The sequence below is a fragment of the Acinetobacter sp. V102_4 genome (assembly GCF_031799005.1).
GTDB classification, from domain to species: domain Bacteria; phylum Pseudomonadota; class Gammaproteobacteria; order Pseudomonadales; family Moraxellaceae; genus Acinetobacter; species Acinetobacter calcoaceticus.
The window spans coordinates 33,492-54,145 of the sequence record NZ_JAVQNR010000050.1; the positions used below are offsets into that span (position 1 = coordinate 33,492).

Genomic DNA, 20,654 nt, shown 5'->3' on the forward strand with positions numbered 1-20,654 from the left:
CCAAGCTCCTTTATACTAGGCACGAGCCCTCTCATCTAAAAAGTTATTTTTTATGCGTCGTAGTGAAAAATCGAAAGACACCAAAGCCAGACTCGCACCCAAGCAAAAGATCAGCTATGAAAAAGCACCAGATCCGGCGATCACAGCCTATGCTGTGCAATCTCTAAACTGGTTACGCCAAGCTGAGTTTCTAATGAGTGCACCTAAATTGGCACTTTGTGTTGAAGATAGTGGCTACGAAATTGCTTTTGCAGGACGCTCAAATGCTGGTAAGTCTAGTGCTATTAATGCATTAACTAATCAGAAACAACTTGCCCGGGCTTCTAAAAAGCCTGGTCGTACCCAGATGATTAACTTCTTTAGTCTAGGTAATCCTGATCAGCGTTTAGTCGATCTTCCAGGTTACGGTTATGCAGCGGTTCCCGAAGATATGAAACGGGTGTGGCAAAAGGAATTAGAAAACTATCTAATTCACCGTAAAAGCTTACAAGGCTTAGTCTTACTTATGGATATTCGCCATCCTCTACAGCATTTTGACATGATGATGCTAGAGTGGGCTTATTCGCGTCATCTATTTGTTCATATACTCTTAACGAAAGCAGACAAACTTAATCGTGGTCCTGCAAATAAAGTATTGCTTGAAGTTAAACAACAACTTAAAAAAATGAAGCTTGATTTTTCCATTCAGCTTTTCTCTTCACTTAACAAATTAGGTTTGGAAGAGCTTGCAAGTGTCATGGGTGGACGTCTGCATTTTACGCTAGATCAACAGCCAGAATTTGATGTCGATTCAATCCCTGAAGCGACAGATGAAGATGCTGAAAGCTAAATTGTCATAACAGATACAATTTTTTCATTAAATTTATACTCAATTGTCCCCTATTGCTAAACACAAATGTAGGGGCTTTTTTTATACTCGTTATAACTTCATCGAGTTAAAAATCAGGACTAAATGATGAAATTGTTATCTTTTTTGAAGAACAAGGCTTTAGGTTCTTCTATTGATTATAAAATTCTTCCACGTAAAGTGAAATTTGACTGGAAAGATACCCCTGTCGACTGGATTCCTAATCAGCCTTTCGCAAGTTATTTTATTAATGAAATTAATAATATTTTGCCTGCTGGTGAGTTCTGGTTTTGCCGTTTGTATAACAAGGTTTTACCGCAAATTACAGATGAAAAACTTAAGCAGGATGTCCAGGCATTTATCCGTCAGGAAGCTATGCATGCCAATGCTCACACTTCTGCAAACAAAGAATATTTAAGCGCACGCAATATTGATATCCAGAGAAATCTGGACATTATGAATTATCTATTTACTATCGCTTTGGCAGATAAACCTTTTGATAGAGAAGTTCCAAAAATTTTAGAAAAACAGTGGGATTTATTCCGTTTAGGAGTTATTGCAACTGTTGAGCATATGACCTGCGTGTTGGGTAAATATGCGTTATATAACGAGCGATGGGAAGAACTAGGCGCAGATCCAGAAATGGTGGATCTGGTTAAATGGCACGGTTCAGAAGAAATTGAACACCGCACGGTTGCCTTTGATTTATATCGTCATCTTGGTGGCGGTTATATTCCACGTTACTATATGAGTCTTGCTGTTATCACACTTGTACTTGGATTATGGGTAGATGGCGCTGCACATATTATGAAACAAGATCCACGTTTTGCAGATGCGGCTAAATCTAGATTTTTTCCAGTGTGGGTTACTTTAGAGTGGTACAAAATTAGCCGAAAAGATAATCAGGTTTTACCAAACCCACTCTGGCTTATTGCCCAGCAAATTGATTACCTCATGCCTTGGTATGATCCAGTCAAAGAAGGCAGCACTGAAGATGCGGTTAGCTATTTATCGCAATCTCCAGCAGCAAAAAGAGCAGAACTTCAAGCTGCTTAAAATAAAAAAAGCAGGATTTAAAATCCTGCTTTTTTTGATCTATAGATAGTTAGACACTGATATCTTTATCTTTCGTATAACGGTCTACAACTACACTAATCATCATATCACCCTGCACATTTACCACCGTTCTTACCGTATCTAACAAACGGTCAATCGGAAGTAAAATTGCAATTGCCTCAGCAGGCAAACCCACAGACTGTAAAACCATAATCATAGTGACCATACCCGCGCTAGGTATTCCTGGCGCACCAAGTGATGCAATCATTGCTGTTAAGCACACTATAATTTGTTGTGTCAGGTTTAAATCTAGACCCACCAAATTTGCCACAAACAATGCAGCAGCCGCTTCATATAAAGCAGTACCATCCATGTTTAACTGTGTGCCTAATGGAATAACAAATCCTGCTGTTTGCGGGCGCACGCCTAAGTTTTCTTGCGCACACTTCATACTAAGCGGCATAGTGGCAGAGCTGGAACTGGTTGCAAATGCGGTAATCAGTGCTGTACGCGTCCCTTTAAAAAAGGTCCACGGGCTCATACGGCCAAAAATCCAAAGCAGTAGTGGCAACACAACGGCGCCATGAAAAATAGTTGTGCCTGTTACAACGACTGCAAACTCAGCCAAACGACTTAATACTGAAATATCTTCTGTTGCCATTAACTTTGCTAACAAAGCAAAAATACCCAACGGCGCTAATTTCATCACCCAGCCAACCAGCAGCATCATCATTTCAAAGAATTGGTGACTCAATAAACGAATACTTTTGAAACGTTCCCCACCCTGCACCAAAGCGACACCAACGAATAAAGCAAAGACTACGACAGCTAAAACGTTACCATCACTAAAAGCTTTAAATGGGTTAATTAAAGTATTTTGAATAAAATTAGTGAAAAAACTTGCAGGGTTTAAACTATCTGGTGCTTGATAATTTTGCATAGATGTCTGGAAAATAGAAATATCTATGCCACGTCCAACTTCAAATAAATGAGCACAACTGATGCCTAAAATTAAGGCTAAAGTCGTTGTGGTTAAACAGCATAAAAATGTGATTTTCCAAACTGGTCCTAACTGTCCACCTGCTTGTAGATTTGATACCCCTACAACAATCGAACTAAAAATTAAAGGCACTAAAAGCATTTTAAGGAGCCCAATAAAAACACTACTTAATATTCCCAGCCCATATAAACTATGCTTTACAAAAGCAGTGTCTGGATACATTGTGAGTAGGAAACCAAAGGCTAAACCTAAAATGGCGGCAATCAGAATTTGTGTATTTAAGTTCATATCAGCATTATTTTTTTCAGTTGGCATACCTTTTTACAATATGACATGAGCTTGCTTTTCATTCGAGCAATTTTTTGTCACATCGATCCCATTAAAAAGAAAAAAGCCATCTGGTTAGATGGCTTTTTCGAGGAATCTATTGCGTTTCAATTTCCCGCAAACGGATTAAACCCTCTTGTACTGTACTGCATACAAGCTGACCATTTTGCCACATACGACCGAAGTTTAAACCGCGTGAAGCTGCGCTTACCGTTGCTTCCATGTCATACAACATCCACTCATCTGCACGCAGTGGGCGGTGGAAATAAATTGCATGATCAATGCTTGCACATTGCAAACTTGGAGAAATATAACTTAAGCCATGCGGTCTTAAAGCCGTTGTCATTAAGGTAAAGTCTGAATAAAAGGCAACAATCGCTTGATGCAGAGCAATATCATCTAATTGTTTTGGAATACGATCATGTGTACGGATGTAGTGCGCATTATATGGAGCTTCTGGTTGCGGCTGAAATGGATTTACCGGATCAATTGGACGAATTTCTACATGACGCTCACGCATGAAACTAGCACGAACATTTTCAGGTACAAAGTTTAGAATACCCTGTTTCAGTTCATTTTCAGATTTAAGCGTTTCTGGTGCAGGATACTCAGGTTCTTGATGTTGATAGTTCAAACCTTCTTCTGGGTTGGCAAAAGAAACCATCGCTGAAAATATTACTCGCCCATGCTGAATTGCACGGACTTGACGACTTACAAAGCTCTTCCCATCCCGTAAACGGTCTACTTCATAGATAATTGGGGCATTAATATCGCCGCCATACAAAAAATATGCATGCAAAGAATGCGCTGAGCGATCAGTTGTATAAGATGCTGCACGTAAAGCCTGACCCAAAACCTGTCCACCAAAGACACGTTTACCGACAAGATTACGGCTCATGCCACGGTAAATATTTTCTTCTAGCTTTTCTAAAGTGAGAAGCTCGACTAGTTCTTGGGTTAGCGCATTCATGAGAGATACCTTCATATTTCAGGTAAAAAATCGTATTAAAGGACAGGTGTGTAGAATCTATTGTGCCATAAAAAACTATTTGAACATGGAACAATCAGTCAACTTATGACGAACATTGCTCATATAACAGCTAAAAATACGATTTTTAACGATAAAATATGCCAAAAGCATTATAATTTATACGCTATTAGCATATTGTTTTTTTCAACAAATGCCTCAAAATAATTACCCTCCGCATTTGGTGCTGGGATTTGTCTTTAAGAAGTAGGAGTTCTTATGTCCAAGAGTGGGTTTGGTCAAATGTATCGTCGGCTTTCGAGTAAACTACTTGACCTCGTGGTAACACCACATGTTCTTGGGGAAGTTCCTACTGAACCAGTATCAGAAACAGAAGCAAAGACTGACCGCCAGAAAGTGGTGTGCTATGTCTTACAAAACCATTCTCGAAGCAATGCTTTGGTGGTTGATGGAGAAACGCGTCGTTTAAATTTAAAACCTGCGTTAGACCCATTAGTCGTTGGCACTCATCAGGAAAAAGCATCGGTTTTATTTTTACAGCACAATGATGAAAATAATTTACTGAATCCTCCTCCTCATGCTTTTCCACCACGCTTACTAAAATTAATTGAAGTCTTACAAGAAAATCCTGAACTTGATATAGAGCTTGTTCCGGTTACCGTTTTATGGGGCCGTACACCAGATAAAGAAGATTCTTGGTTTAAGCTTTTATTTTCAGATACATGGGCTACACCAAGCACCGTTAAGCAATTGGTCAACATTGGCTTGCATGGCCGCCAATCATATTTAGAATTTCATGAACCGCAATCGTTACGTGAACTGGTTGAATATGCACAACAGCATTATCCAAACCTTTCACCAGCTACATATATTGTAAGTACGTTAAATGATTACTTAGATCGTCAACGTGAAGTGGTCTTAGGCCCCGATTTATCGGATCGCCGTAATGTCATGCAGTCGGTTGTAAAATCTCGCGATGTGCAAGAAGCGATCCGCCGTGAAAGTATTCGCGGAAAAGTTAGTATGCTCGAAGCTGAACGTCGTGCGATTGGTTATGTGAATGAAGTCGTATCTGATTATTCACACTCAGCTGTACGCTTTGCCGATCTTGCTTTAACGCGCTTATGGACCCAGCTTTATGACGGCGTAGAAGTGCATAACTTCAGCACTGTTCGTGAACTGGCAAAAGATTATGAAGTGGTTTATACACCTTGCCACCGCAGTCACATTGACTATTTATTATTATCCTACGTGATTTATAAACGTGGCTTAATGGTTCCGTATATTGCTGCGGGTGATAACTTAAATCTACCATTTGTAGGGCAACTTTTACGTGGAGGTGGCGCATTCTTTATTCGTCGTTCTTTCCGTGGAAATGGCCTTTATACAACGGTATTTAAAGAATATTTATATAGTATTTTGTCACGCAACACCCCTCTTGAATACTTTATTGAGGGTGGTCGTTCACGTACAGGACGCCTATTACCGCCTAAAACTGGCATGCTTGCCATGACAGTTCACAGCCATTTACGTGGCCGTGCTAAACCTATCGTATTCTTACCAACTTATATTGGTTATGAACGACTGATGGAAGGCTCGACCTACGTGGGCGAAATGCAAGGCAAACCGAAAGAAGCCGAATCAATTTTTGGTATTGTAAAAACCTTACGAAAAATTGAACGTATTTTCGGTAAAGTCCATGTGAACTTTGGTGAGCCTGTTTTCCTTGATGATCTGCTTAAGCAACATAATGCAGAAAATGTTTATATCGAGAAAAATGACGACCCAATCCCTCAAGCGGTTTCAGATGCAGTAAATAGCTCTGCACATGCCATTTTAGAAAATATTAACCGAGCTGTGGTGATTAACCCCGTCTCTTTACTTTCTATTATTTTGCTTGCAACTCCAAAGCATACGCTTGATGAAGAAATCTGTATTAAGCAGCTTGAAGCTTACCGCAATCTGGCATCAAACTTCCCATATGACCAACGTATGGAAGTAACGCCACTTTCTGGTAAAGAAATTATTGCTTATGGTTTAAAGCTTAAACTCATTAAACGAGTTCAGCATGCGCTCGGCGATATTATTGCGATTGAAGATAATCAAGCCGTTCTTCTGACCTATTTCCGTAATAACATTTTGCACGCCTTTGTTTTACCGTCATTGGTTGCATCACTTGTTGAACACAATGGAAAAATCAGCCGTTCAGATTTAACCAATGTCATCTATACCCTGTATCCATTTTTGAAGGCAGAGTTATTCCTTAAATGGAAGAGTAGCGAGCTTAAAGAACAAATTGAGCAATATGCAGATGCGTTGGTTCAATCGAAACTTATTCAACAAGACGATGAAGGTAACTTGATTAGCTCTGCACCAAATACGGAAGAGCATAATCAACTTGTTGTTTTAGCTACTCCTGTTAAGCAAAGTCTTGAGCGTTACTACATGACGCTTGCGCTAATTACTCAACGTGGTTCAGGTAATATTTCTGCTAAACAAGTTGAAGAATTAAGTCATTTACTCGGACAACGCCTGTCAGTTCTATATGAATTTAATTCGCCAGAGTTCTTCGACAAAGCTTTATTCCAAAGCTTCTTAAAAGTACTTACACAGCAAAATTACATTCGAACCAATGACCAAGGCCAAATCGAGTTTGATGATAATTTCCGTCAAATGGCTGCGGGTGCACAATTGGTTCTTGATGAAGTAACCTTACAAATGTTGCAACACATCACGACCTTTACCGACGAAGAGTTAAAAGATGCGCTTGAAGCTATGGCTTCTCAACAAGCAAAAAGACGTTTAAAACGTAAAAAATCTTAAAATTTTTAGTCAAAATAAAAGGCAACGAAAGTTGCCTTTTATTTTATTAGCGAATTGGACATTCAAAATAACGTGGATCATCCATACAACGCAGACGTTTCATAAGTTGAACAAAATAAGCATCGTAATAACCTGAAAGTACGTACTGATTGCGTATTTTTGCAACCATAACGTCATAGCTCTGCTTTTCATAAAAAGAGACATCTACCCAGTAATAGGCAGGTAAATGGTTTTCCCACTGGGTCGCACGGTTAGTCAGTAATTGGCTGTTTTGAACAAACCATCCTCGAATTTTTCGGCCAAAATTAGCAGGATAAGCTTGTGGTTTAATAATTAAATTGACGCCGAAATATGCCAAAGGAAAGTTAATGACTTGGACATCTGGTCCAAATTCTTTTTGTAAGTTATATGGCAATAGTCCATATATGGGGGCAGGAACAATATCGATTTTGTCTTGTTTAAACTGAACAATCGCATTAGATAAATCAACATAAACTGGCTGACCACCCACACTTCGTACCAATGCTTGCTGTGGTGGGTTGTTGGGTAACACGCCAATACGCTGATTTCTTAATTGAGCAACTCTAGAGATTTTCTTATTTTTTAGGACCATATAGGCAGTGCCAATTGGAATCATCCCTACAGCTTCATAGTCCTTAGAAATTAACCTTTTCTCGACTGTTGGATGATTCAAAAGCTGTAATAAGCTTTTAGCAGTACGATTATTAGGAATAAGCCCGATACCTGCGGTGCTCCCCATAAACTGGTTATAACGATAAGTATTAAAATTAGATGCCGCTAAACCTGAACATTTACCCTCGTCAAATGCTTGTATGGCCTGTTGTTCCTTTTGATAGGTAACCACTTTAAATTTGACTTGATATTGCTGAGCATATAATCGAATGTCATTTAAACGACGTGTGATATCTCCTTGGGAGCCAATCGGATCATATGCACACCACACCTGATCCTCTGCCCAACTCGCGACAGCTGTTAAGCTCAAAATAAGAGCTAAGCAAATTTTTTTCACTTTCAACCTTTTTATCTTTATCGGCAATTTGGCTGCCTCATCAGGTATTTCTATTCTTATTTAAAGTTTAATCAAAATTTTATTTTGTACCATGAACATTTAAACATAATAAATAGTCATTAAAGCAAATTGGGTGCTCTAATTGAAAACCTGTTTGAAGCAAATGTTTAGCATAAATTCTTTTACCTGAAGTTTGGTTCGATTCTAAAGTTAACTCAGGCAATCCCAATTGTTTTTGAAACCACAATATAATTTCATGCAAGGGCAATGGTTGATTATTAGTCACAATATAGCTCGCTTGATGAGTTTCATAATCAGCCATAAAAGCCAAAAAGCTTGCTAAATCCTCAATGTGTATTCGATTACTATAATGAATATTTGGATAACTTTGATTATTTTCAGCCATTTTCCTCAAACGGGCAACGGAAGTTCCATAAATACCTGTAGGGCGAACAATTACACATTGGTTTGGATAATGCTTCTGCCAAAGCAACTCCATATTACGCAAGATATAGCCTTGTGCATCGCTTGGTTGAATTTCACTAAAATCATCAATGATCTCCCCTGCATTTTCACCATATACCCGCGTAGAAGAGACTACGATTATTTTTTTGAACGGATGTGGTTTTAATGCTTCTCGAATCGGTTCAATACTATCTACATAAGTATGCTGATAGCCCTCAACCGTACTCTCGTTTGGAGAAAGTAAAATATATACAACATCTACAGGTTCAATTTTACTTAAATCGAGTTTAAAGATATCTTGAACAAGATGGGTTGCGTAACTATCTGTTTTTACACTACGGCTGATTGTGGTAATTTGATGTTCTTTCTCAAATAGTTGTTTAGCAACACGCTGAGATGTTTTACCATAACCGATAAATAATATATGCATAGAAAACTCGTTGAGGGGACATGACTTCAGTCCATCAGTTACAAGGCGTTGGATCGGCTTCAGCAGCCCTGCTCGAAAAACTAAATATTTTTACCACAGATGATTTACTGTTTCATCTGCCACGTGATTATGAAGACCGCAGTACGATTATTGCAATGAATCAACTTGTGGTTGGGCGTAGCTATTTACTCGAAGGTGAGGTCAGATCAATTGATTTCCCTCCGGGAAAACGAAAATCTATGGCAGCTTTGGTTCAAGATGAATTCGGTAAAGTCACCTTACGCTTTTATCATATTTATAAAAACCTGACTGACAAAATAAAACCAGGTCATCGCTTACGTATTTTTGGTGAAGTTCGCGTAGGTGCTCGCGGCCTTGAGATGTATCATCCTGAAATTCAGCTCATTAATGATCATACGCCCCTACCCAAGACTCAACTTACAGCAATTTACCCAAGTACGGATGGGCTGACTCAACCAAAATTACGCGAATATGTAAAACAAGCTTTAAAGCATCATAGTGATGCCTTACCAGAGCTGCTCCCAAAACAATATACCAATGGCTATGCGCTTAAAGAGGCTTTGTATTACATTCATGAGCCTCCAGTTGATGCCAATATGGTTCAATTGGCTCAAGGTTCACACCCCGCACAGCAAAGGCTTATTTTTGAAGAGTTGGTTGCACACCAGATTAGTTTACTTAATCGACGTGCTTATATTCGCCAAATTGCTTCTCCAGCTTTTTCAAGCAGCAAAATATTAGCCAAAAAACTATTAGAAGCTTTACCTTTTCAAATGACCAATGCACAAAAACGTGTATCTAAAGAAATTTTGAATGATTTAAAACAGCACCAACCAATGCTTCGATTAGTGCAAGGCGATGTAGGCGCTGGAAAGACCTTGGTTGCCGCTGTAGCCGCTTGCCATGCTTTAGAAGCTGATTGGCAAGTTGCATTAATGGCTCCTACTGAAATTCTTGCAGAACAGCACTACTTAAATTTTAAGCGTTGGTTTGAACCCTTAGGCATTACTGTGGCATGGTTGTCTGGAAAACAAAAAGGTAAAGCGCGTGCTCAAGCAGAGCAGCAAATTAAAGAAGGTCATGCCGAACTTATTATTGGAACACATGCGTTATTTCAAGATAATGTTGGCTTCGCCAAATTAGGTCTAGTGATTATTGATGAACAACATCGTTTTGGCGTAGATCAGCGCCTAGCTCTGCGTAATAAAGGTGCTGAGCAGTTTACTCCACACCAACTCGTCATGACAGCCACCCCTATTCCACGAACACTGGCAATGAGTGCGTATGGTGATTTAGACACATCAATTATTGATGAGTTACCACCGGGTCGTACCCCAATTCAAACCGTTACCATTCCTCTTGATCGTCGTGAGGAAGTACTCCAACGAATTGCTTCAAATTGCAGAGATGGAAAACAGGCTTATTGGGTTTGTACACTGGTTGAACAGTCTGAAACTTTAGATGCTCAAGCAGCAGAAGCAACTTATCAAGAAATGAAAGAGCGCTTTCCTGAGCTCAATATTGGCTTAGTGCATGGCAAAATGAAAGCCGACGAAAAGCAAGCGGTCATGCAAGCATTTAAGAATAATGAATTACAGCTTCTTATTGCAACGACAGTCATTGAAGTTGGAGTAGATGTTCCCAACTCCTCCATTATGGTGATTGAAAATGCCGAGCGTTTAGGGCTTTCTCAGTTACACCAATTACGTGGTCGTGTCGGTCGAGGGGCTCAAGCCAGCTTTTGTGTACTTTTATATAAAACACCTCTTTCACAAAATGGCCAAGAGAGACTTTCTATTTTAAGAGAAAGTAATGATGGCTTTGTGATTGCAGAAAAAGATCTTGAGTTACGCGGGCCGGGTGAATTACTAGGTACTAAACAAACTGGAGATATGGGATTTAGAGTGGCTCGTTTAGAGCGAGATGACCACTTACTCAGTCAAGCTCATTATGTAGCTCAGCAAGTGTTAAAAGATTATCCAGAACAAGCAGATGCGCTATTAAAACGTTGGCTTCCAGAAGCGCCTCGTTATGCATATGTTTAGTTTCTTAAATCCGCAGCATCTTATCCACTCACTCTCACCTTGCTTGTTGTGTGAGTCAGGTGTGCGAGAAAAACATTCGCTCTGTAAGGACTGTTGGGAACAGTTACCTTGGCTTAAACAAATAATTCAACGTAATGATCAATCCGTTCTTGTGGCCTGTGATTATGCATATCCAATCAATCGGATCATTCAGCAGTTTAAATATGAACAAAAATTACATTATCAAATCTTATTAGGTGAAATTTTACAACAACTCAAATTTCCTAAGGTACAAGCTATTGTACCTATGCCGATTTCGAATCAACGCTTAATTGAACGTGGTTTTAATCAGTCACTATTGCTCGCAAATATCTTAAGCAAGCAATTAAAAATACCTGTTTGGCAGCCAGTGCAACGCCTTGATGAGCATTCACAAAAAGGGCTTTCTCGACTGGAACGCTTTGAGAACATCGAACAACAATTCATTGCATTTACTCAAGAAAAACGGCGTTATCGCCGTGTTCTGATTATTGATGATGTCGTTACCACCGGAAGTTCAATTTACGCCCTTAGTCAGGTATTAAAGCAATTAGGATGTACAACCATTCATGCCGCCTGTTTAGCGGCAACTTTAACGAGCTAAGATGATTAAACTGTAGATAAATGCTGCTCACACCAAGGAATAACAATTTCACGGGTTAATGGTGCGAGGTGAGTTTCTGAATCATTCAAATCAACCCATTTCATTTCTGCAATTTCAGCAGCAATTTTAGGAGCCTGATCGAGTTGAACCAGATATAAATGACTGACCAGAATATGATCTGGTTCATTCGCAGCTGCTGTTTCAAAACGACCAAGAAATTGCTCAATTACACAAGAACTTCCAACTTCTTCTAAAATTTCTCGCTGCATGGTGATCTCTGGCGCCTCATTAGGTTCCAGCTTACCACCCACTTGCATAAAAGCATGGGTATTACGCTTTCTTACGAGCAATAACTGATTTTGCTCGTTCAAGATCACTGCAGCAGCGACCGTAATTGTTTTCACCTATTTAACCTCTTTATGGCTGTACATCAGCATTTGCCCATTTTGGAGCAGGAGCCTGATATTGTTCAAATTGTTGAAAAATCTCTTCGATTTTGTCTGATGCGATCAATTTATCAACGAACCGTGCTTGGCTAAATCCATTATCTACCGTTCCTTGAATCATTTTAAGTAAATCTTCATAAAAGCCAGCTACATTTAAGAAAGCACATGGCTTTTGATGAATACCTAATTGCGCCCACGTCCATTGTTCAAAGATTTCTTCCAATGTACCCGCACCGCCTGGTAAAGCAATAAAGCCATCGGAAAGATCTGCCATTTTGGTCTTACGCTCATGCATATTTTCGACAACATATAATTTGGTTAAGCCCGGATGAGCTAACTCACGATCGACCAAAGCACGAGGTATTACTCCAATGACTTGTCCACCTGCCCGTAAGGCACTATCAGCGACAACGCCCATCAAACCTGAGCGACCACCACCATAAACCAAGGTCTTACCTTGTTTTGCAATAGCCTCGCCTGTAGTTTGGGCAACTTGTTGGAAAATTGGGTTTGAACCAAGAGATGAACCACAGAAAATACAAATTGAATTCATAGTGTAAAAAACCGTTTTATTGAACTGTCATGCTGACAAACTAAACTATTGATAAAGTTTTTTTTTGCAAAATAGCGTATTAGCAAGTGTTTTTCGGCAAATCCTTGTCTAAAATACACCCATCCATTTCCATCAGACTGCGTGAGGAAAAAAGACACATGCTTGAAGCCTTTTATGCCACAGAACGCGGAAGTCTGGAAGATGCCACCATCAATGGTGGATTTGATCTACATCCCGAATTAGTCTGGCTTGATCTTATTGCCCCCTCACAAGAAGAGCAACAATGGGTCTTAGATGCCTATGATCAAAACTTACCCACACTAAAGTCGCTTGAAGATATTTCATCCTCAGCACGATTTTACCGTGATGATGACGGTATTTTGCATATCAGCACCTATTTTTTAACGAAAAATAAAAATTATCAAGTTGATGGTGATGCAGAAGACTCATCGCACATTTTAGCGATGGTGCAAACGGTTGCATTTATCTTACATAAAGACCGTCTCTTTACGATGCGGGGAGAAAAATTAGTTGCCTTTCGTGCCTTCCGTGCACGCGCTCGTCGAAATGACTATGACATGGACTATAAAGATCCCACATGGATTTTATTAGGCCTTCTTGAGGCAAAACTCGATGAGCTTGCGGATATCTTAGAAGATATTCACAAAGATTTAGAAAAATACTCCACTGAAGTTCTAAATAACCACCAGCGTGAACAAATTCTAGATCTTGATGACATGATTACCCGCCTAGCTCAACAAGAAGATATGCTAGGAAAAGCGCAGCTCTGTTTAATTGATTTACGACGTGTACTTACTTTTTTATCACGTCCACGTGCATTAGGAAGTCATATTTACGATGCAGATATTCGAGAACTCAGTGAAGATGTTCGCTCACTCGTAGAACATGATGCCTTCTTATTCCAAAAAGTACGATTCTTGCTTGATACAACGTCTGGATTCATTAATACCGAGCAGAATGACACGATCCGTCGATTCTCGATTTTACCAAGTATGTTAGCTCCACCTATGCTCATTGCCAGTATCTATGGTATGAACACAGATGTATTACCTTTCGCACATGGTACGACTAGTTTCTTTATTGTTTTACTCATTATTATGGGCTTCTTTATTGGTCCTATTATTTACTTCCGCTGGAAAAAATGGATCTAAGCTTTGTAATAAAATGCTAATTCCAAGCATAAAAAAGCACCTATATTTAGGTGCTTTTTTATATTTTACAGATCAAATCAAATGTAGATCTTCCTGCAAATGGCAGGCTTGAATAATCTTCAGCATTTTTTCGGGTACATTTTTAAAATGTAAACCAGTATTCTGCGGAGTAACACGTAGCCATTGAACTAAAACAGCCAATGCCAAGGTACTACCATGCTCAAGCTGTGTTAAATCTACCACTAAAGGAAAGCTTTGTTGCTTCTTAATGATATCTAACCCAGCTTTATACTGTTGTTCGGCATTTTCAAAATCAATTTTTCCCGAGACAACCAATTGTTGGTTGAGATACTGAACCACTATTCACCTACTTATTTCTGTTTGTTCTGATTAACAGCAGCATCTGCATCCGGTTGGAAGGTTGCAATTGCTTTATTTAAATCGCCACCATTACGCTTCACAGTTGCAGCAAACTGGTTACGGAACTGCAATCCTAAATCAATACCAGAAACATTGATATTACGGATTTTCCACTGAGTACCTTTATCAGCTAACTGGAAAGACACAGGAATTTTTTCACCATTGTGATTAAAGTCCAATGTCACTACTGGGTTTTTGCCCGCAGTTGCTTTATAAGGACGCATTGTATAACTTTGGTTCGTATACTTAGCAAATGCACTACCGTAATTTTCAATTAACGTATTACGGAAGTTTGTTTCAAACTGAGCACGTTGTGCAGCTGTACTATACTGATTGGTCGCGTAAGTACCCATTACAATACGTGTAAATGCTTGCGAATCAACATACGGGTCTAAATTCTGACGTACGATAGCCTTCACTAAAGCAGGGTTTGCTTGCAATTTAGCATGATCAGCTTTTAAACGAGCAATCAAACCATCAGCAACACGCTTGATAAAATCAGGTGGTGCTTCTGAAGGCGCAGCAAAAGCTGTACCTGCAATCATGGTAGACAAAAGACTTGCTGTCAGGGTTTGTTTAAACAACGTATTCACCAGGAACCACTCCTTCAAATAATCTTTTACTCAACAAATGATGCTTGTGCACTATCTTTATTAGTGCTTGCAGGAGCATCTGTTTCTGTTGAGCCTGAACCGGCAGCAACTTTACCAGCCCCACCACCAGTAATAAATTTACTAATTAAATCTTCTAGATCCATAGTTCCTTGAGTGTTTGAAATCGTGTCACCTCGTTTCAGGTAGTTCACACCACCACCAGGTACAACTTTCAAATATTTCTCACCCAACAAACCATTCGTTGCTACCATTATATAAGCATCTTCATCAATACTTGTGATGGAGGTCATGTTACTGGTCAGTTGCTGTTCCATTGCTTTTTGTTGCTCTGGAGAAGCCTGAGTATAATCTGAGCTATAACGTAACTCTTCCAGTGCATTTTTCTGAACTTCTTTTAATTGTTCAGAATTGAAACTTGTCAACTTTCCATCTAAACCAAATGTTACGGTAGCCAAACGCGTAACCGGATCAAGCGTAATCGAATCAACACGACCAATTGTAACACCACTCATTGTCACTTTAGCACGAGGCTTTAGACCATTGACGTTATCAAACTGAGCTTTCATGGTATAACTATCACTTAAGTTCGTACCGACAAGACCACTGACTTTCATCGCTAAAAAAAACAACGCAATACCGAAGATAATAACAAAGATACCAACGGCCAGTTCACTACTACGTGATTTCATTAAATCCCTCCGAACATGACCGCAGTCAACACGAAATCAAAACCTAAAACACATAATGAAGAATACACAACCGTCCGAGTCATTGCCGTTGCAATGCCTTCTGGTGTCGGATCACAGGCATAGCCTTGATAAACAGCGACCCATGTACAAATCAAAGCAAAAACAATACTTTTAATAATCGTGCCATTGAAAATGTCATGCCAGAAACGCACTGTATTTTGCATACCACTCCAGAAGGAGCCTTCATCAGCACCCAAAAAGTCAACACCGACCATCTTGCCACCAATAATACCAATCGCAGCAAATATCACAGTTAACATTGGCAAACTGACTATACCTGCCCAAAGACGTGGTGATACGATTTGCTTTAAAGGGTCAACCCCGATCATTTCCATACTGGCAAGCTGTTCGCTTTGCTTCATTGAACCAATTTCGGCAGTCAATGCAGAACCGGCCCGTCCTGCAAATAGCAATGCAGCAACCACAGAAGCAAGCTCACGGAGTAGGGTTAACGAAATCGCTGTACCCAACATCGACTCAGCACCGAAAGTAACCAAAATGCTATACATCTGCAAGCCAAGAACCGCACCAATAAACAAACCAGAAACGGTAATAATAAGTAAGGACATCACACCTACGCGGTGCATTTGGTAACCAAAACGACCAAAACCACCCTTGGTAGGAAATGAAAAAATAATCTGCAAGAGCATTAGTGCCGCAGCACCAATGCCTCGAATCCGCTCAATAACGAGTCTACCTAACCAGGCAATCGTATTCATGGACGAACCTCGTTATTTAAATAGGCTTGAGGACTAAATTGATATTCAACCGGTCCTTCTGCCGAACCTGTTAAGAATTGGTGTACAAATGGAGAAGCATATTTTTGCAAATCTTCAGGTGTACCCTCACCCTGGATTTTTCCTTCTGCTACCACATAAATGTAGTCAGCAATCGATAATGTTTCTGCGACATCATGCGAAACAATAATTGTTGTTAAATCCAAAGCTTCTCTTAACGAACGGATTAAACGTGTTAAAACACCTTTTACAATCGGATCTTGACCAGCAAAAGGTTCATCGTACATGATTAAATCTGGATCAAGTGCAATCGCGCGAGCCAACGCTACACGACGATTCATACCACCTGAAAGTTCTGTCGGCATTAATTGTTCAGAACCACGTAGACCCACTGATTCAAGTTTTAACGCAACCAGTTCAGCAATGAGATTTTCAGGAAGCTTAGTATGCGCTCGAATTGGAAACGCCACATTTTCATAAACGGACATATCCGTAAATAAAGCTCCGCTCTGAAATAACATTCCCATACGTGCACGGGCGGAAAAAAGTTCCTGACGAGACATTTTGGCAATATCTTTTGTGTCGAGTAAAACTTCCCCCTGATCTGGAACAAGCTGCCCACCAATCAGACGTAATAAAGTTGTTTTACCTGTACCAGAAGGTCCCATAATGGCCGTAATCTGGCCTCGACGTATATTTAAACTAATATTGTCATAAATGACGCGTTCCCCTCGATTAAAACTCAAGTTTTTCACTTCAATAAGTGGTTGAGTCGAGAGAGGAGTTTTATTATTCATAATGGCAATCGTTCCTGCACTTTTATGCACGCATACTATAACACTGAAAATTAGCAAACTTGTTGTAATTTTAACAAAAGCAAATCTAACTTATTTTATAGAAATAGAAGAGGTATGTTCGTAAAAAGAGGTCAATTCAGAAGCTTGGAATTGCTCAACAGAACTTCCATTTATAAAAGCGTAGGCGAAGTAAACACCATTACACAAAACGAGTGCAATAAAGAGATAAGGCAAACCATGCTGAACCAAAAGGTTCTTCAATTGTGCCATTATTGTTTCTTTTCGCTTACTTTTACGCATTATTTAATAAAAAATTGAACCAATTCACATTTTGTTAGTTTATAACAAAACTGAAAAATAAAAAAGGCCAGTATTTTACTGGCCTTTTTTTCAAACTAAATATTGATTAGCGGTCGAATTTACGACGCGGTGGTTTATCATCGAAGCTACGACGCGGACGATCTTCACCACCAAAGCTACGTTTTGGACGATCATCACCACCGCCGAACGCTGGACGTTCACCACGTGGTTTGTCATCAAAACTACGACGCGGACGATCTTCACCGCCAAACGCTGGACGCTCACCACGTGGTTTATCATCAAAACTACGACGTGGGCGATCTTCACCACCAAAGCTACGTTTTGGACGGTCACCAAAACCACCTTCACGACGTGGTTTATAATCTACGCGATTACCACGGTTGTCATCATTCGATTCAAAACGCGGTTTATCATTGAAACCACCTTCGCGACGTGGACGATCTGAAGTGAACTCACGACGTGGACGATCTTCAAAACCACCTTCACGACGTGGACGGTCTGAATTGAATTCGCGACGCGGACGATCTTCACCACCGAACGCTGGACGTTCACCACGTGGTTTATCATCGAAGCTACGACGTGGACGGTCATCACGACCACCTTCACGGCGTTTAAAGTTGCTTTCGCCTTCAAAACGACGACCACCACCAAAACCACCGCCGCCACTACGACGACCATCACGACCACCGCCGCCATTACCACTACGGCCACGACCACCGCCATCACGACCTGAACGAGCAGGAGGTGGAGATGGCTCTAAGCCTTCAATTTCAGAAACGCTCAAACGTGCTTCTAAATATTCTTCAAGTGCACGAATCTTACCGCGTTCACGATAAGTCGCTAAAGTAATTGCTTGACCAGTACGACCAGCACGACCAGTACGACCAATACGGTGTACATAATCTTCATGCTTCATCGGAAGACCGAAGTTAATTACGTGAGAAATAGTCGGAACGTCAAGACCACGAGCAGCAACGTCAGTTGCAACTAGGATTTTTGCACGACCTTCACGAATACTACGTAAACGACGGTTACGAACTGTTTGTGGCATTGCACCATGAAGTGCAACAACAGAATGACCTGCTTCAGCAAGTTCTTCTGCCAACATATCTGTATCTTCTTGCGTACTAGCAAAAACAACAGCTTGATCTAAGTTTTCATCACTTAACCAATGTGTAAGTAATTTTTTCTTATGTTCGAAGCCATCAGTCCAATGCAATGTTTGCGTAATATCTGTATTGGTTGAATGACCTGTTTCAATTGCGATGCGCATAGGATCTTTCATCATGCATGATGCAAGACGAATGATACGATCAGCAAATGTTGCAGAGAACATTAATGTTTGTTTACGGTTAGCTGCTAATTCGCTAATTGCTTCTAAGTCTTCAGAGAAACCTAGGTCAAGCATACGGTCCGCTTCATCAACGATTAAAGCATCTACTTGATCTAATTTAATTTGACGACGATTCACCAAGTCAAGTAAACGACCAGGTGTTGCAACAACAACTTGCGCGCCTTTTAATTGTTGAATTTGTTTTGCAAATGGCATACCGCCCATAATGGCAGCAATACGAACACCTTTCATGTGACGTACAAGTGCAATTGCATCTTGACTTACTTGCTGTGCCAATTCACGAGTTGGTGAAATTACCAAAATATTCGGTTGAGTCACTGCTTTCATACGGTCTTTGAACGGTACAACAGACTCTTGACCAGCTAAAGCATTTAATGTTGGGAGTAAGAATGCTGCAGTTTTACCAGAACCAGTTTGGCTTGATACGAGAAGGTCTTTACCTTCTAAAGCAGCAGGAATTGCTTGTTCTTGCACAGCAGTCGGGGTAGTAAAACCTAAACCTTCAAGCGCTTGTTGTAAGGTTTCATGCAAAGAAAATTCGGCAAAAGATTTGCTCATAGAGAGTTTCACCCTTGTGGGTGCTCCATTTTTAATAAATACAAAATAGACATCGGCAAAAAGCGGCAAAGCAAAATTAGCTGAAAACTTTTATTCAGCAGCAATCCGAGTAACGACGATGTGGACTAAACGCACGCTTGATTACGGCCGAACCTGAAGAATCGCTGAGCGATCGGGGCGCAAGAAATGGTCCTCTCTATGGACAGCGTGCGCTTACAATGAATAGAACAGAATGTTCAGGTAATGAACGGAAATTTAAGTGCGTTGGCGGATTATAGCAGAAATAAATTAAAAGTCATGTGTTTTAATCAACTTTATCTATATTTCTTGAATTAATTTAATTTACTCTTTACTTAAAACACAAAACCCTCTGATTAAAGAGGGTTTTATTTATAATAAGCTAAATTATTTTGCAGCTTTGTCCCAAGCTGGAACAACAGTTTGCATTAAAGGTTTTAACAACTTAAGCGAACATGCGAGTACTTGACCATTTTCAAATGAGTTATTACCGCCACGCGCGTCAACAACCACACCGCCTGCTTCTTTAAGAATAAGCTCACCAGCAGCAATATCCCATGGCTTTAAACCAAGCTCAAAGAAACCATCAAAACGACCGGCAGCTACATACGCTAAATCTAGAGCAGCTGAACCGCCACGACGGATTTGTGCACCTGCTTCAGTAACAGCTAATAATGATGCGAAATGCTGCTCTGCGTAAGATACGATTTCGCCAGCACGTTTAGCACGGTAAGGATGGCCTACTGCCAAGAATGTATTTTCTAAACTATCTTTTACATTTACACGAATACGGCGTTGATTCATAACTGCACCGCGACCACGGCTAGCAGAGAACAACTCATCACGTACTGGATCGTAGATTACGCCGTGTTGAGTAACACCTTTATGTTGAACTGCAATAGAAATACAGAAATGAGGGAAACCATTAATAAAGTTTTGTGTGCCATCAAGCGGGTCAATTACCCAGCACCACTCTGCATCATGGCCTTTGCCTTCTTGTAAACCAAACTCTTCACCTAAGAAGCTATGGTTTTTATAACTTTTACGTAACGTATCAATCGCTAATTGCTCTAAATAACGATCTACACGTGTTACCGGGCCATCAATGCCTTTCTCTTCAACTTGTAAATCGAGTTTATGACGATTTTGATGCGCTTTTAAAAGCTCTTGACCAACTGTTTGAGCCGCACGCGCAGCCATAACCACCATAGGTTCCATTGAACACCCACTAGACAAATTTGAAGATTTTGACAAAGAATAA

The 20,654-nt window shown here is 40.1% G+C and carries 20 protein-coding genes; 6 read left to right on the forward strand and 14 right to left on the reverse strand.

Annotated features, from left to right (window positions below; translation table 11 throughout):
• The first annotated feature begins 52 nt into the window (after positions 1-52).
• Together yihA and RMB13_RS14965 are read left to right on the forward strand one after the other, a co-directional pair.
• On the forward strand, positions 53-829 hold the full coding sequence (gene yihA, locus RMB13_RS14960) for a ribosome biogenesis GTP-binding protein YihA/YsxC (protein ID WP_311085641.1): 777 nt from the start codon (positions 53-55) through the stop codon (positions 827-829).
• Positions 830-952: 123 nt separating this feature from the next.
• Positions 953-1,903, forward strand: coding sequence for a metal-dependent hydrolase (locus RMB13_RS14965; RefSeq protein ID WP_080758463.1), 951 nt, complete (start codon positions 953-955; stop codon positions 1,901-1,903).
• A gap of 49 nt (positions 1,904-1,952) precedes the next feature.
• Here RMB13_RS14965 and RMB13_RS14970 read toward each other — a convergent pair whose 3' ends face one another.
• Both RMB13_RS14970 and RMB13_RS14975 read right to left on the reverse strand, forming a co-directional pair.
• Complete coding sequence (locus tag RMB13_RS14970; protein ID WP_035359955.1) at positions 1,953-3,218, reverse strand: dicarboxylate/amino acid:cation symporter; 1,266 nt, start codon at positions 3,216-3,218, stop codon at positions 1,953-1,955.
• Positions 3,219-3,327: 109 nt separating this feature from the next.
• The gene (locus RMB13_RS14975) at positions 3,328-4,200 is read right to left on the reverse strand and encodes an acyl-CoA thioesterase II (RefSeq protein WP_281836184.1); all 873 of its coding nucleotides are present in this window, start codon (positions 4,198-4,200) and stop codon (positions 3,328-3,330) included.
• Between the two features lie 276 nt (positions 4,201-4,476).
• On the opposite strand from RMB13_RS14975, the gene plsB reads away from it, so the two are divergent.
• The gene (gene plsB / locus RMB13_RS14980) at positions 4,477-7,041 is read left to right on the forward strand and encodes a glycerol-3-phosphate 1-O-acyltransferase PlsB (RefSeq protein ID WP_005043879.1); all 2,565 of its coding nucleotides are present in this window, start codon (positions 4,477-4,479) and stop codon (positions 7,039-7,041) included.
• Positions 7,042-7,087: 46 nt separating this feature from the next.
• On the opposite strand, the gene RMB13_RS14985 is transcribed toward plsB, so the two are convergent.
• The gene (locus tag RMB13_RS14985; RefSeq protein WP_311085642.1) at positions 7,088-8,071 is read right to left on the reverse strand and encodes a putative solute-binding protein; all 984 of its coding nucleotides are present in this window, start codon (positions 8,069-8,071) and stop codon (positions 7,088-7,090) included.
• A 79-nt stretch (positions 8,072-8,150) separates the two neighbouring features.
• Entirely contained in the window at positions 8,151-8,966 is an 816-nt protein-coding gene (locus RMB13_RS14990; protein WP_311085643.1) for an SDR family NAD(P)-dependent oxidoreductase, read from the reverse strand.
• A 20-nt stretch (positions 8,967-8,986) separates the two neighbouring features.
• Here RMB13_RS14990 and recG point away from each other — a divergent pair, with 20 nt between their 5' ends.
• The gene (recG, locus tag RMB13_RS14995) at positions 8,987-11,032 is read left to right on the forward strand and encodes an ATP-dependent DNA helicase RecG (RefSeq protein ID WP_311085644.1); all 2,046 of its coding nucleotides are present in this window, start codon (positions 8,987-8,989) and stop codon (positions 11,030-11,032) included.
• Positions 11,025-11,654 (forward strand): phosphoribosyltransferase family protein, encoded by a 630-nt coding sequence (locus RMB13_RS15000; RefSeq protein WP_311085726.1) that lies wholly within the window; start codon positions 11,025-11,027, stop codon positions 11,652-11,654. The genes recG and RMB13_RS15000 overlap by 8 nt, the downstream gene beginning before the upstream one ends.
• Positions 11,655-11,659: 5 nt before the next feature.
• On the opposite strand, the gene RMB13_RS15005 is transcribed toward RMB13_RS15000, so the two are convergent.
• Together RMB13_RS15005 and RMB13_RS15010 are read right to left on the reverse strand one after the other, a co-directional pair.
• Positions 11,660-12,058 (reverse strand): NUDIX domain-containing protein, encoded by a 399-nt coding sequence (locus tag RMB13_RS15005; RefSeq protein WP_005038468.1) that lies wholly within the window; start codon positions 12,056-12,058, stop codon positions 11,660-11,662.
• Between the two features lie 13 nt (positions 12,059-12,071).
• Complete coding sequence (locus RMB13_RS15010; protein WP_005043895.1) at positions 12,072-12,653, reverse strand: TIGR00730 family Rossman fold protein; 582 nt, start codon at positions 12,651-12,653, stop codon at positions 12,072-12,074.
• 158 nt (positions 12,654-12,811) lie between these two features.
• On the opposite strand from RMB13_RS15010, the gene RMB13_RS15015 reads away from it, so the two are divergent.
• Entirely contained in the window at positions 12,812-13,825 is a 1,014-nt protein-coding gene (locus RMB13_RS15015) for a magnesium and cobalt transport protein CorA (protein ID WP_004639553.1), read from the forward strand.
• A gap of 72 nt (positions 13,826-13,897) precedes the next feature.
• On the opposite strand, the gene RMB13_RS15020 is transcribed toward RMB13_RS15015, so the two are convergent.
• The 8 genes from RMB13_RS15020 to RMB13_RS15055 all read right to left on the reverse strand — a co-directional run bounded on the left by RMB13_RS15020 (position 13,898) and on the right by RMB13_RS15055 (position 20,611).
• Positions 13,898-14,185 carry a lipid asymmetry maintenance protein MlaB gene (locus RMB13_RS15020; protein WP_003653685.1) on the reverse strand — a complete coding sequence of 96 codons (288 nt, stop codon included), beginning with the start codon at positions 14,183-14,185 and terminating at the stop codon, positions 13,898-13,900.
• An 11-nt stretch (positions 14,186-14,196) separates the two neighbouring features.
• On the reverse strand, positions 14,197-14,838 hold the full coding sequence (locus RMB13_RS15025; protein ID WP_005038459.1) for a phospholipid-binding protein MlaC: 642 nt from the start codon (positions 14,836-14,838) through the stop codon (positions 14,197-14,199).
• A 26-nt stretch (positions 14,839-14,864) separates the two neighbouring features.
• Positions 14,865-15,548: an outer membrane lipid asymmetry maintenance protein MlaD gene (locus RMB13_RS15030; RefSeq protein WP_311085645.1), complete on the reverse strand. Its 684-nt coding sequence runs from the start codon at positions 15,546-15,548 to the stop codon at positions 14,865-14,867.
• Positions 15,548-16,327 carry a lipid asymmetry maintenance ABC transporter permease subunit MlaE gene (mlaE, locus tag RMB13_RS15035; RefSeq protein ID WP_017388296.1) on the reverse strand — a complete coding sequence of 260 codons (780 nt, stop codon included), beginning with the start codon at positions 16,325-16,327 and terminating at the stop codon, positions 15,548-15,550. The genes RMB13_RS15030 and mlaE overlap by 1 nt, the downstream gene beginning before the upstream one ends.
• A complete protein-coding gene (locus RMB13_RS15040; RefSeq protein ID WP_005043907.1) occupies positions 16,324-17,142 on the reverse strand; it encodes an ABC transporter ATP-binding protein in 819 nt (272 codons plus the stop codon). The genes mlaE and RMB13_RS15040 overlap by 4 nt, the downstream gene beginning before the upstream one ends.
• Before the next feature lie 90 nt (positions 17,143-17,232).
• Positions 17,233-17,442 carry a hypothetical protein gene (locus tag RMB13_RS15045; RefSeq protein ID WP_026055540.1) on the reverse strand — a complete coding sequence of 70 codons (210 nt, stop codon included), beginning with the start codon at positions 17,440-17,442 and terminating at the stop codon, positions 17,233-17,235.
• A gap of 106 nt (positions 17,443-17,548) precedes the next feature.
• Positions 17,549-19,375, reverse strand: a complete 1,827-nt coding sequence (locus RMB13_RS15050) for a DEAD/DEAH box helicase (RefSeq protein ID WP_080027839.1) — start codon at positions 19,373-19,375, stop codon at positions 17,549-17,551.
• A 405-nt stretch (positions 19,376-19,780) separates the two neighbouring features.
• Positions 19,781-20,611: an inositol monophosphatase family protein gene (locus RMB13_RS15055; RefSeq protein WP_005038449.1), complete on the reverse strand. Its 831-nt coding sequence runs from the start codon at positions 20,609-20,611 to the stop codon at positions 19,781-19,783.
• Positions 20,612-20,654 lie beyond the last annotated feature (43 nt).

Coding starts and splice junctions, on each gene's coding strand:
- yihA (WP_311085641.1), top strand. CDS start 53: ATGCGTCGTAGTGAAAAATCGAAAGACACCAAAGCCAGACTCGCACCC.
- RMB13_RS14965 (WP_080758463.1), top strand. CDS start 953: ATGATGAAATTGTTATCTTTTTTGAAGAACAAGGCTTTAGGTTCTTCT.
- RMB13_RS14970 (WP_035359955.1), bottom strand. CDS start 3,218: ATGCCAACTGAAAAAAATAATGCTGATATGAACTTAAATACACAAATT.
- RMB13_RS14975 (WP_281836184.1), bottom strand. CDS start 4,200: ATGAATGCGCTAACCCAAGAACTAGTCGAGCTTCTCACTTTAGAAAAG.
- plsB (WP_005043879.1), top strand. CDS start 4,477: ATGTCCAAGAGTGGGTTTGGTCAAATGTATCGTCGGCTTTCGAGTAAA.
- RMB13_RS14990 (WP_311085643.1), bottom strand. CDS start 8,966: ATGCATATATTATTTATCGGTTATGGTAAAACATCTCAGCGTGTTGCT.
- recG (WP_311085644.1), top strand. CDS start 8,987: ATGACTTCAGTCCATCAGTTACAAGGCGTTGGATCGGCTTCAGCAGCC.
- RMB13_RS15000 (WP_311085726.1), top strand. CDS start 11,025: ATGTTTAGTTTCTTAAATCCGCAGCATCTTATCCACTCACTCTCACCT.
- RMB13_RS15010 (WP_005043895.1), bottom strand. CDS start 12,653: ATGAATTCAATTTGTATTTTCTGTGGTTCATCTCTTGGTTCAAACCCA.
- RMB13_RS15015 (WP_004639553.1), top strand. CDS start 12,812: ATGCTTGAAGCCTTTTATGCCACAGAACGCGGAAGTCTGGAAGATGCC.
- RMB13_RS15030 (WP_311085645.1), bottom strand. CDS start 15,548: ATGAAATCACGTAGTAGTGAACTGGCCGTTGGTATCTTTGTTATTATC.
- mlaE (WP_017388296.1), bottom strand. CDS start 16,327: ATGAATACGATTGCCTGGTTAGGTAGACTCGTTATTGAGCGGATTCGA.
- RMB13_RS15040 (WP_005043907.1), bottom strand. CDS start 17,142: ATGAATAATAAAACTCCTCTCTCGACTCAACCACTTATTGAAGTGAAA.
- RMB13_RS15045 (WP_026055540.1), bottom strand. CDS start 17,442: ATGCGTAAAAGTAAGCGAAAAGAAACAATAATGGCACAATTGAAGAAC.
- RMB13_RS15050 (WP_080027839.1), bottom strand. CDS start 19,375: ATGAGCAAATCTTTTGCCGAATTTTCTTTGCATGAAACCTTACAACAA.
- RMB13_RS15055 (WP_005038449.1), bottom strand. CDS start 20,611: ATGGAACCTATGGTGGTTATGGCTGCGCGTGCGGCTCAAACAGTTGGT.